Origin of the sequence: Roseomonas sp. BN140053, from assembly GCF_047690175.1 — a bacterium.
GTDB lineage: Bacteria > Pseudomonadota > Alphaproteobacteria > Acetobacterales > Acetobacteraceae > Roseomonas.
Genome location: NZ_JBLLEB010000069.1, coordinates 1 through 10347, shown reverse-complemented (window position 1 = coordinate 10347; position 10347 = coordinate 1). Strand labels below are relative to the sequence as shown.

The 10347-nt window shown below is 72.3% G+C and carries 10 protein-coding genes and 1 pseudogene; 6 read left to right on the top strand and 5 right to left on the bottom strand.

Annotated features, from left to right (window positions below):
- Window positions 1–108, top strand: a pseudogene (locus ACLIBK_RS25120) (IS630 family transposase); the annotation flags it as partial.
- Between the two features lie 144 nt (window positions 109–252).
- On the opposite strand, the gene ACLIBK_RS25115 reads toward ACLIBK_RS25120, so the two are convergent.
- Window positions 253–441, bottom strand: coding sequence for a soj family protein (locus ACLIBK_RS25115; protein ID WP_415390044.1), 189 nt, complete (start codon window positions 439–441; stop codon window positions 253–255).
- Window positions 442–660: 219 nt separating this feature from the next.
- Between ACLIBK_RS25115 and phbB the strand changes: the two genes are divergently transcribed.
- Together phbB and ACLIBK_RS25105 are read left to right on the top strand one after the other, a co-directional pair.
- Window positions 661–1383 (top strand): acetoacetyl-CoA reductase, encoded by a 723-nt coding sequence (gene phbB / locus ACLIBK_RS25110; protein ID WP_415390043.1) that lies wholly within the window; start codon window positions 661–663, stop codon window positions 1381–1383.
- Between the two features lie 140 nt (window positions 1384–1523).
- Complete coding sequence (locus ACLIBK_RS25105; RefSeq protein ID WP_415390042.1) at window positions 1524–1763, top strand: hypothetical protein; 240 nt, start codon at window positions 1524–1526, stop codon at window positions 1761–1763.
- Between the two features lie 86 nt (window positions 1764–1849).
- Here ACLIBK_RS25105 and ACLIBK_RS25100 read toward each other — a convergent pair whose 3' ends face one another.
- Both ACLIBK_RS25100 and ACLIBK_RS25095 read right to left on the bottom strand, forming a co-directional pair.
- Entirely contained in the window at window positions 1850–2587 is a 738-nt protein-coding gene (locus ACLIBK_RS25100) for an ABC transporter ATP-binding protein (RefSeq protein WP_415390041.1), read from the bottom strand.
- Window positions 2584–3423 carry an ABC transporter ATP-binding protein gene (locus ACLIBK_RS25095; protein ID WP_415390040.1) on the bottom strand — a complete coding sequence of 280 codons (840 nt, stop codon included), beginning with the start codon at window positions 3421–3423 and terminating at the stop codon, window positions 2584–2586. The genes ACLIBK_RS25100 and ACLIBK_RS25095 overlap by 4 nt, the downstream gene beginning before the upstream one ends.
- 497 nt (window positions 3424–3920) lie before the next feature.
- On the opposite strand from ACLIBK_RS25095, the gene ACLIBK_RS25090 reads away from it, so the two are divergent.
- Window positions 3921–4511: a class I SAM-dependent methyltransferase gene (locus tag ACLIBK_RS25090; protein ID WP_415390039.1), complete on the top strand. Its 591-nt coding sequence runs from the start codon at window positions 3921–3923 to the stop codon at window positions 4509–4511.
- Between the two features lie 198 nt (window positions 4512–4709).
- Here ACLIBK_RS25090 and ACLIBK_RS25085 read toward each other — a convergent pair whose 3' ends face one another.
- Both ACLIBK_RS25085 and ACLIBK_RS25080 read right to left on the bottom strand, forming a co-directional pair.
- The gene (locus tag ACLIBK_RS25085; RefSeq protein ID WP_415390038.1) at window positions 4710–6434 is read right to left on the bottom strand and encodes an ABC transporter ATP-binding protein; all 1725 of its coding nucleotides are present in this window, start codon (window positions 6432–6434) and stop codon (window positions 4710–4712) included.
- Window positions 6435–6633: 199 nt separating this feature from the next.
- A complete protein-coding gene (locus ACLIBK_RS25080) occupies window positions 6634–7518 on the bottom strand; it encodes a LysR family transcriptional regulator (RefSeq protein ID WP_415390037.1) in 885 nt (294 codons plus the stop codon).
- Between the two features lie 108 nt (window positions 7519–7626).
- Here ACLIBK_RS25080 and bla point away from each other — a divergent pair, with 108 nt between their 5' ends.
- The gene (bla, locus tag ACLIBK_RS25075) at window positions 7627–8523 is read left to right on the top strand and encodes a class A beta-lactamase (protein WP_415390036.1); all 897 of its coding nucleotides are present in this window, start codon (window positions 7627–7629) and stop codon (window positions 8521–8523) included.
- Window positions 8524–8774: 251 nt separating this feature from the next.
- The gene (locus ACLIBK_RS25070) at window positions 8775–10031 is read left to right on the top strand and encodes an MFS transporter (RefSeq protein WP_415390035.1); all 1257 of its coding nucleotides are present in this window, start codon (window positions 8775–8777) and stop codon (window positions 10029–10031) included.
- Window positions 10032–10347: the final 316 nt, after the last annotated feature.

Sequence of the window (10347 nt, the reverse complement as noted above, 5' to 3'; positions counted from 1 at the left end):
GCCCGCACCATCCCGGACCTCTGGGCCGCCATCGCCGATGCGCTCCCGCAGTTCACGCCCGCCGAGTGCGCCAACTACTTCACTGCGTGCGGATATGAGCCGGAATGACCGGAAACTGCTCTAATTGTGGGGTCCGGGGAGTTTAAACTCCCCGGCGGGGTCCAGGGGCAGCGCCCCTGGCCAACGCCAAGGCCACCCAGGCGCCCCCCCCAGCCACCAGCGCCCCCGCGACGACCGGGGCTGGCGGTGTGGTCAGGCGGCGAGGCGGCGGGAGGTGGTGTCGCGCAGCAGGGCGGCGGTGGCTTCGGCCAAGTGGCCGGCGGCTTCCTCGGCGCCGAGGTCGAGGCATTCGCGTTCCAGGAAGGCCAGCAAGCGCAGCAGCGCGGCGGGGTCCTGGCGAGCGTGTTCGGGCCACAGCAGGGCGGCGATCGGCGTGTTCATGCGAGGGAGTTCCGGGGCGCGCGGGATGCGGGTGGCGCGGGACATACACCGGGGCGCCGGGCGGGCGCCACGCTTTCCTCGCGCATCTGTGTCCTCGGCCATGCCGTGGGTCGGGGTGGACGGGGGCGGTGCCGGGCGCGGGATGCGCGGCACGGCTTGCACCGGCGGCGGATCGGGCAAAGATGACGGACGGGAAAGATCCCAGGGAGGCAAGATATCATGGCACGCGTCGCACTCGTCACCGGCGGCCAGCGCGGCATCGGCGCCGCGATCTCGGAGAAGCTGAAGGAACAGGGGCGGACGGTGGTGGCCTCCTTTGCCGGCAACGAGGCCGCGGCGCAGGCCTTCACCGAGCGCACCGGCATCCCCTGCAAGCGCTTCGACGTGTCCGACTTCGAGCAGTGCCAGGCGGCCGTGGCGTCCATCCGGGAAGAGATCGGGCCGATCGAGATCCTGGTGAACAACGCGGGCATCACGCGCGACAACACCATGAAGCGCATGGACCGCAAGGCCTGGGACGAGGTGATCGACACCAACCTCGGGTCCTGCTTCAACCTGTGCAAGCTGCTGTGGGACGACATGTCGGCGCGCAAGTTCGGCCGCATCGTCAACATCGGCTCCATCAACGGGCAGGCCGGGCAGTACGGGCAGGTGAACTACGCCGCCGCCAAGTCGGGCATCCACGGCTTCACCAAGGCGCTGGCGCAGGAAGGCGCGCGGTTCAACATCACCGTCAACGCCATCGCGCCGGGCTACGTGGACACCGAGATGGTGCGCGCGGTGCCGGAGGACGTGCTGCAGAAGATCATCGGCCGCATCCCCGTGGGCCGGCTGGGCCGGGCGGAGGACATCGCGCGCGGCGTGGCCTTCCTGACGGCGGACGACGCGGACTTCATCACCGGGTCCACCATGTCGATCAACGGCGGGCAGCACATGTACTGAGTGCCCTGCCGCAGCCCGGTCCGGGCCGCGGCGGTGGCAACGGGCCGCGTCGCGAGAGCGTGCGCGGCCCGCGGCGCGCCGGGATGGAACCGGGGCCGCGCCGGGGCCGTTCTTCCCGACACCAGTACGGGAGACGCGGCATGACGAGTTCCAAGCATTCCCAGGGCGGTCCGGCCGACAAGGACCTGATGTCCGACACCCCGCGCCCGCCGAGCGACCTGGAGCGCAACCCCGGCATCGGCTCCTCCAAGGGCGTGTTCGGGCGCGGCACCGATCCGGAAGCGCTGCAGGCCGACAGCACGGACGAGGGCGACGTGGCCAACGAGACCAACCGCGAGGGCGGGGTGGACCCGGATCACCTCGGGCGCACCAACCGCTGAGCCGGCGGTTCCCGGGCCGGGCGGAAACCCCCGCGCGGCCCGGGGATGGGTGCTTCGGCGCTGGACGGCGGTGGCCGCCCGGCGCGTCAGGCTTCTTCCAGCTCCCGCGACAGGCGGATCAGTTCCTGCGCGTGCGGGTGATGGGCGCGGCCTTCGCGCAGTTCCGCTTCCGTCAGCACGTCCACGATCTCGCCGTTCTGCATCACCGCCAGCTGCTCGCAGAGCTGCGCCACCACGGCGAGGTTGTGGCTGACCAGCACGCAGGTCAGCCGGCGCGCGATCCGCAGGTCGGCCAGCAGGTTCAGCACCTCCGCCTGCACGGACACGTCGAGCGCCGAGGTGGGTTCGTCCAGCAGCAGCACGGAAGGCTCGGCGATCAGGGCGCGGGCGATGGCCACGCGCTGGCGCTGCCCGCCGGAGAGCTGGTGCGGGTAGCGGAAGCGGGCCGTTTGCGGGAGGGCCACTTCCTCCAGCCCGCGGGCGATGCGGCGGTCGGCGTCGCCGATGCCGTGCACGGCCAGCGGCTCGGACAGGATGCGGTCCACGGTCTGGCGCGGGTGCAGGGAGCCGTAGGGGTCCTGGAACACCATCTGCACCATGCGGTGGAAGGCCTTGTCGCGGCGCTTGCCGAGGGTCTTGCCGTCCACCGTCATGCGGCCGGCGGAGGGTTCCGTCAGCCCGGCCAGGGTGCGCAGCACGGTGGACTTGCCCGAGCCGCTCTCGCCCACCAGGCCGAAGGTGCCGCCGCTCTCCACCCGGAAGGAGACGCCGCGCACGGCGTGGTTGCTGCCGAAGCGGACGTGGAGGTCGTGGACGTCGATCATGCGGAAAGCCAGGCCGGGTCGCGGTTCATGGTGGGCAGCCGGCCGCGCGGCTTGTCCAGGGAGGGCAGGCAGGCCAGCAGCCCGCGGGTGTAGGGGTGCTCGGCGCGGTGCAGTTCGGAGGCCTTGAGTTCCTCCATCACGCGGCCGGCGTACATCACCACGATGCGGTCGCAGAAATGGCTGACCAGCGGCAGGTCGTGCGAGATCAGCATCAGCGCCATGCCGCGGCTGTCCACCAGCTCGCCGATCAGGCGCAGGATCTCCGCCTGCACGGAACTGTCCAGGGCGGAGGTGGGTTCGTCGGCGATCAGCATGTCCGGCTCGGGCGCCAGCATCATGGCGATCATCACGCGCTGGCCCATGCCGCCGGACACTTCGTGCGGGTAGCTGTCCAGCACGCGGCGCGGGTCGCGGATGCGGACGCTTTCCAGCAGGGCCAGGGCGGTATCGCGGGCCTCGCCGCGGCCGACGCGCTTGTGCTGGCGCAGGGCCTCGGCGATCTGGGCGCCCACGGTCATCACCGGGTTGAGGCTGTATTTCGGGTCCTGCAGGATCAGCCCGATGCGGCCGCCGCGCAGCCGGCGCATCTCGCGCTCGGGGGCGCGCAGCACGTCGGTGCCGTCGAAGCGCAGCGTCTTCGCGGAGACGTGCGCCGAGGGTGGCAGCAGCCGCATCAGCGCCCGGCCGGTGACGGACTTGCCCGAGCCGCTCTCGCCCACGATGCCGAGCTTTTCCCGCCCGAGCGTCAGCGACAGGCCGCGCACGGCGGAGGTCACGCCGGTGGCGGAGGCGAAGTCGACCCGCAGGTCCTGGATCTCGACGAGAGGCTGCACCATCGCCCCCTAACCTAGACGACGCGCCGTCCCCGGCAAGCACCCGGCCGTGCGCGGCCGCGACGACCGCCCGGCCGCGGTGACCTGTTCGGGCGCGACGACCTGTCCGGGCGGGGCGCTGGGGCGGCGCGCGGCTGCGGGTCCGGGGGTGGCCGGTTCCCGGGGTTCGGGCGTCGGCCAGGGGCGCCGTTTCCTGGACCCTCGGAGCAAAGGCGGAAGCCTTCGTCCCGGGCCGGGGAGGCCCGGCCTTCCCGGTGTTCCGCGTAGGGGTGGAGACAGGAAGGACTCCCTCGGTTTGGAGATTGCCGGCTTGCAGGTTCCGGCCTGACCTCCACGTTTCGCCGATGGCATACCGGCTCGCTCCTGTTCTGGCCCTCGCCGCTTCGCTGCTGAGCCCGTCCGGACAGGCGCAGACGGCTGCGGGCAGCCCGGGTTACCTCGGGCCGCCCGGCCTCGCGGCGGGGCGCTTCCCGGCGCCGGCAAGGCCGGTCGCACCGATCGTGTCCGATCGATGGCAGAACGAGGATGCGCGCGAGCGCGTCGGCGAAGCGGCGCGGGTGATGGACTGGATGAATATCCGCCCCGGCATGACGGTGGCCGATATCGGTGCGGGCTCCGGCTACTACACGGCACGCTTGTCGGCGCGGGTCGGACCGCAGGGACGGGTCCTGGCCCAGGACATCATGGCCGAATACGTCGCGGGGCTGCAGCAGCGGGCGGTGCGCGAGGGATGGGCCAACGTCACGGTGGGACTGGGCGAGGCAGGGGACCCGCGTTTGCCGCCCGCTTCCACGGATGCCGTGCTGCTGGTCCACATGTATCACGAGATCGAGCAGCCTTACGCCCTGCTCGCCAACCTGGTTCCCGCGCTGCGCCCCGGGGCGAGGGTCGGCATCGTGGATGTCGACGACGCGATCAGCCGTCACGGTACGCCGCGGGCCTTGCTGACCTGCGAGATGACGCGGCTCGGCTATCGGCCGGTCGCGTTCAACTGGCTGGTGCAGCAGCCGCCCCGCTCCGAGTACCTGGCGGTGTTCGAGGCTCCTTCCGTCCCCCCTGACCCGGCCGGGCTGCAGCCCTGTTCACCTTGAAGGGCTCACCGCTGGGGCCGTTCCGCATCGGCACGCGGGCTGCCCTGTAGGCGTCGGGAGGCAGCGCCCTGCCGAAGCCGTGCTGGGTTCCTCGCGGAGGTCCCTAGGGGGCGGGGCCCCCTCGGCCACGGCCCGAACACTCCAGGGCTATCACCACCCAGCCACGCCGCGGGCCGCAGCGCGCCGCCGGTCAGGCGGTCAGGCGGTCAGGGGCCCGTGCTGGGCGTCGTGCAGGCGGCGGTAGGGGCCGGAGGCGGCGACGAGGTCGCGGTGGCGGCCCTGCTCGGCGATGCCGGTGCTGTCCACCACCACGATGCGGTCGGCGTTCTGGATGGTGGCGAGGCGGTGGGCGATGGTCAGGGTGGTGCGGCCCTCCGAGAGTTCCGCCAGGGAGTGCTGGATGGCGCGCTCGGTTTCCGTGTCCAGGGCGGAGGTCGCCTCGTCCAGGATCAGGATGGGCGGGTTCTTCAGGAAGATGCGGGCGATGGCCAGGCGCTGCTTCTGGCCGCCCGAGAGCTTCACGCCGCGCTCGCCCACCACCGTGTCCAACCCGTCCGGTAGTTGCGCGATCATCGCGTCCAGCCGGGCGCGGCGGGCGGCGTCGCGGATCTCCGCCTCGGTGGCGCCGAGGCGGCCATAGGCGATGTTCTCGCGCAGCGTGCCGGCGAACAGGAACACGTCCTGCTGCACGATGCCGATCTGCGCGCGCAGCGAGGCGAGGGTCATGCGGCGGATGTCGATGCCGTCGATCGTGATGCGGCCGGATTCCACCTCGTAGAAGCGCGGCAGCAGGGAGCAGATGGTGGTCTTGCCGGCGCCGGAGGGGCCGACGAAGGCCACCGTTTCGCCGGGGCGGATGTCGAGGTCGATGCCCTGCAGCACCGGGCTGCCGGCGCGGTAGCCGAAGCTGACGTTCTCGTAGCGGATGGCGCCGCGCAGGGTGCGGACCGCGACCGCGTCGGGGGCGTCGGCGATGTCGGGCACGGTGTCCAGCAATTCGGTGTAGCGGCGGAAGCCGGCGATGCCCTTGGGGTAGGTTTCCAGCACCGCGTTGATCTTCTCCACGGGGCGGAAGAACACGCCGACCAGCAGCAGGAAGCCCACGAACTCGCCGGCACTGAGCGTGTTCTGGAGGACGAACCAGGAGCCGGCCACCATCACGATCATCTGCGTCAGCCGCATGCCGAGGTAGCTGAGGCTGAGGGAGGCGGCCATGAAGCGGTAGGCCTGCAGCTTGGTGTCGCGGTAGCGCGCGTTGGCCTCGGCGAACAGGGCGCGCTCGTGGTCCTCGTTGGCGAAGGCCTGGACGACGCGGATGCCGCCCACGTTCTCCTCGATGCGGGCGTTGAAGGCGCCGACCCGGCCGAACAGCGCGCGCCAGGTGCGGGTCATGCGGGTGCCGTAGCGGGTGGAAACCCAGGTGGTGACGGGCACGATCACCGCGGTCAGCAGCGCCAGCTGCGGGTTGACCGAGAACATCAGCGCGAAGGCGCCGATGAAGGTCATGATGGCGATGAACAGGTCCTCGGGGCCGTGATGGGCGACCTCGCCGACCTCTTCCAGGTCCTTGGTGATGCGGCCGACGAGGTGACCGGTCTTCTGCTCGTCGAAGAAGCGGAAGCTCAGCTTCTGGAGATGGTCGAAGGCTTTGCGGCGCATCTCCGTCTCGATGTTGATGCCGAGCATGTGGCCCCAGTAGTTCACCACGGCCATCAGCGCGGTGTTGAGCAGGTAGATGCCCACCAGCGCCACGGAGGCCAGCACGATCAGCCCCCAGTTGCCGCTGGGCAGCAGCTCGTCCACGAAGGATCGCACCGCCATGGGGAAGCCCAGTTCCAGCAGCCCCGAGAGCACGGCGCAACCGAAGTCGAGCAGGAACAGGCCGCGGTGCGGGCGGTAGTAGCGGAAGAAGCGCTTGAGCATGGGAAGTCCGGTGCGTGCTGCGGTGCGAGGTGGGGCTGTAGCATGGTGGGGGAAGTGCGCGGTGCGTTTGTCCCGGATGGGGTGGACAGCAAGCCGGGGGGAAGTATCCCCCCGGACCCCCTTCTATTTTCGGGAGTCTTAGGGGTGCCCTGAAAGGCACCCCTAAAACTCCCGAAAGAAGGAGGGGGACCGGGGGAGTTCACTCCCCCGGCCTTCCCGGCGCCGCCGCGTCCAGCAGCCAGCCGCGAAACGCCCGCATCGCCGCGGTTTCCGGGCGCGAGCGCAGCCGCGTCAGCCAGTAGCCGCCCAGGGTGACCTCCAGGGCGAAGGGGCGGGCCAGCCGTTCCCGGCGCAGCTCGTGCTCGAACATGCGGGCGGGCAGTAGGGCGACGCCCGCGCCCTGCACCGCGGCCTCCGCCATGGTCAGGGAGGAGTCGAACAGGAAGCCGCGGATCGGCGGGCAGGGCAGCCCGGCCGCGGCGAACCAGCGCACCCATTCGTCGGTGCGGAAGGAGCGCAGCAGGGTTTCGCGGGCGAGGTCCGCGGGCTGTTGCAGCCGCGCCGCCAGGGCGGGGGCGCAGAAGGCCGAGAAGGGCGCGTCGAACAGCGGCAGCGCTTCCGTGCCCTGCCAGGCGCCGTCGCCGAAGCGGATGGCGTAGTCCAGCCCTTCCCCGGCCAGGTCGACGCGGTTGTTGTTGGTCAGCAGCCGCAGGTCCACGAAGGGGTGGGCCGCGCCGAAATCCGGCAGCCGGGGCAGCAGCCAGCCGGTGACGGCGGTGCCCACGGCGCCCAGCGTCAGGACCTCGCGCAGGCGGCCGCCCTCGAAGCGGTCCAGGGTGCCGGCGATGCGGCGAAAGGCGTCGGTCAGCACCGGCAGCAGGGCCTCGCCTTCCTCCGTCAGGGCCAGGCCGCGGGGCAGGCGGCGAAACAGCGGCACGCCCAGGATCGCCTCCAGCGCCTTGACCTGGTGGCTGACGGCGGCCTGGGTGACGCGCAGCTCCAGCCCGGCCCGCGTCAGGCTGAGGTGGCGGGCGGCGGCCTCGAAAGCGCGCAGGGCGTTGAGGGGGATCTGCGACAGGTCCATGCGCCGCGCAGGGTTAGATATTCTAAGGGCTCGGGAAAGGGATCGTCGTTTGTGCGCGCCGACGCGTCGCGGGAATGGTGCCGCCACGCCTGAGGGGGGCGGCGAGAGATGACCACGAGACGACAGTTCAGCTTGGGGTTCGGCCTGTGCTTGGCGGGCGGGGCGGCGGCGCGGCGCGCGGCGGCGGCCGGGGGAACGCGCGGCGGTGCCGGGGCGGACACGCTGGCGACGCAGCTGGCGGCGATCGAGGCGCGCTGCGGCGGCCGGCTCGGCGTCGGCATCCTGGACACGGCCACGGGGCGAATGGCCGGGCACCGCGGGGAAGAGCGCTTCCCGATGTGCAGCACGCACAAGGCGATCAGTGCCGCGGCCATCCTGGCCCGGGTGGACGGGGGGCGGGAACGCCTGGACCGGCGCGTGCGGTTCCCGGCCGGCGCGGTGCTGCCCTATTCCCCCGCCACGGCGGCGCATGCCGGGCAGGAGGGCATGACCCTGGCCGCGATCTGCGAAGGGGCGGTGACGCTGAGCGACAACACCGCGGCCAACCTGCTGTTCGACGCCCTGGGCGGGCCGGCGGGGGTGACGGAATGGCTGCGTTCCACCGGCGACGCCGTCACCCGGCTGGACCGCACCGAGCCGGGGCTGAACGAGGCGCGGCCCGGCGATCCGCGCGACACCACCAGCCCCTTCGGCATGGCGGCGACGCTGCAGCGGCTGGTGCTGGGGGAGGTGCTGTCGGCCGCATCCCGCGCGCAGCTGGCGGAATGGCTCATCGCCGGGCGGACCGGCGGGACGCGGCTGCGGGCCGGCGTGCCAACCGGCTGGCGGGTGGGCGAGAAGACCGGCACGGGGGAAAGGGGCACGGCCAACGACATCGGCATCCTGTGGCCGCCGGGGCGCCGGCCGATCGTGGTCACGGCCTTCATCACCGGCGCCACCGCGCCGCTGGACGGGCAGAACGCCGCCATCGCGGAGGTGGCGCGCGTGGTGGCCGCGATGGCCTGACGCGGCGGGGGGTGCCACGGCGGGGCGGCAGGGCGGGGCAATCGCGGCAGGGCGGGGCGATGTGACGCGGCGCTGCGGCACGGCGCGGCGCTGAGACGCGGCGGGGTGGGGCGTGCCGGTGGGGCGGTGCGGCACGGCGGGGCGTCGGAGCGGTTTGCATCGGCCCGCCACCTGTGGGAGGCATCGCCGGGCCGGAAACAACCGGGCCAGACCGGGTGCCGGCGTGGAAACGGGGGGAGGACGAGCCGTTGTTGTTGCGCCAGGTCCAGGCGGGGCCGGCGGGTCGGAACCTGCCCCTGCGAAGCGACCAGCCCGCGGGGGCGACGCGCCTGCTGCTGCTGGTGTCGCTGGCCCATCTGATCAGCCACGTCTTCATCCTCGCCCTGCCGCCGCTGTTTCCCTTCCTGCGCGACAGCCTGCGGGTCGGCTTCGTGGAGCTCGGCCTGGCGCTGACGGTGTTCAACGTGGTGTCCGCCCTGGTGCAGACGCCGATCGGCTTCCTGGTGGACCGGGTGGGCGCGCGGCGCGTGCTGGCCGCGGGGCTGGGGCTGGGCGGGCTGGCGCTGCTCTCGGTGGGGCTGGTGGGGACCTACGCCTGGCTGCTGGTGGGGGCGGCGCTGGCGGGGCTGGCCAACGGCGCCTTCCACCCGGCCAACTACGCCCTGCTCTCGGCCGGCATGCCCGCCGACCGCATGGGACGCGCCTTCTCCCTGCACACCTTCGCCGGCTACCTCGGCACCGCCATCGCGCCCGCGGTGCTGATCGGGCTGGCGCTGCTGGGCGGGCCCGCCCTGGCGCTGGGCGTGGTGGGGCTGTCGGGCGTGGTGCTGGCCGGCTTCATCCTGCCGATGCGGGTGCCCGCCGCGGCGGAAGGCACGGGCGCGCGCAAGCGCCCGGCGGGCGGCGCGGCCGCGGCCGGCGGCCCTCCGGTGTTCAGCGCCGCCATCCTGTCGCTGACCGTGTTCTTCACCCTGCTCAGCCTGAGCACCGGGGGAATCCAGAACTTCTCCGTGGCCGCCCTGGTCAGCGGCTACGGCGTGACGCTGACGCAGGCCAATGCCGCGCTGACCGGCTTCCTGATGCTCAGCACCTTCGGCGTGCTGGTGGGCGGCTTCCTGGCCGACCGCACGCGGCGGCACGCCGACGTCGCGGCCGCCGCCTTCGCGGTGACGGCGCTGCTGACGCTGCTGGTGGCGGTGGCGGACCTCGGCATCGTGGGGCTGATGCTGGCCCTGGGCGCGGCGGGGTTCCTGTCCGGCTGCATCGCGCCGTCGCGCGACATGATGGTGCAGGCCGCGGCACCCCCCGGCGGATCGGGGCGCGCCTTCGGCATCGTGTCCACCGGCTTCAACATCGGCGGCGCCGTGGGCCCGCTGCTGTTCGGCTGGATCCTGGACCACGGCGCCCCGCGCTGGGTCTTCGGCGCCGCCGTGGTGTTCATGGCGCTGACCGTGCTGCTGGCCCTGCGCGACCGCCTCGCCGCCGGACGCACCGCACCGCGGGCATGAGGCGCGCGGCTTCCGGGGGCGGGTGGTTGCGGTGGGCTCTGTGGTGTTCGGGCGTTGGCCAGGGGCGCTGCCCCTGGACCCCGCCGGGGAGTTTAAACTCCCCGGACCCCACGTTTAGCGCTCCGCGAGGAGGGGCTTCGGGACAGGTCGTGCCCGTGGCGTGACGTTGGTCTAGGCCCCTCCTCGCGGAGCGCTCATGAGGTCGAGGAGCCTAGGGTGTGTGACTGAAGTGAGTGATGGGCTGGGTGTGATGGGGGTTTTCTGGCCGTGCCACTCTGAAAGTGTTCGACGCTTTCGGGGATGGCACGGCCATGAC

What these genes read in the sequence shown, in the direction of transcription:
- bla (WP_415390036.1), top strand. Translation starts at nt 7,627, where the DNA reads ATGACCACGAGACGACAGTTCAGCTTGGGGTTCGGCCTGTGCTTGGCG.
- ACLIBK_RS25115 (WP_415390044.1), bottom strand. Translation starts at nt 441, where the DNA reads ATGAACACGCCGATCGCCGCCCTGCTGTGGCCCGAACACGCTCGCCAG.
- ACLIBK_RS25085 (WP_415390038.1), bottom strand. Translation starts at nt 6,434, where the DNA reads ATGCTCAAGCGCTTCTTCCGCTACTACCGCCCGCACCGCGGCCTGTTC.
- phbB (WP_415390043.1), top strand. Translation starts at nt 661, where the DNA reads ATGGCACGCGTCGCACTCGTCACCGGCGGCCAGCGCGGCATCGGCGCC.
- ACLIBK_RS25100 (WP_415390041.1), bottom strand. Translation starts at nt 2,587, where the DNA reads ATGATCGACGTCCACGACCTCCACGTCCGCTTCGGCAGCAACCACGCC.
- ACLIBK_RS25105 (WP_415390042.1), top strand. Translation starts at nt 1,524, where the DNA reads ATGACGAGTTCCAAGCATTCCCAGGGCGGTCCGGCCGACAAGGACCTG.
- ACLIBK_RS25080 (WP_415390037.1), bottom strand. Translation starts at nt 7,518, where the DNA reads ATGGACCTGTCGCAGATCCCCCTCAACGCCCTGCGCGCTTTCGAGGCC.
- ACLIBK_RS25095 (WP_415390040.1), bottom strand. Translation starts at nt 3,423, where the DNA reads ATGGTGCAGCCTCTCGTCGAGATCCAGGACCTGCGGGTCGACTTCGCC.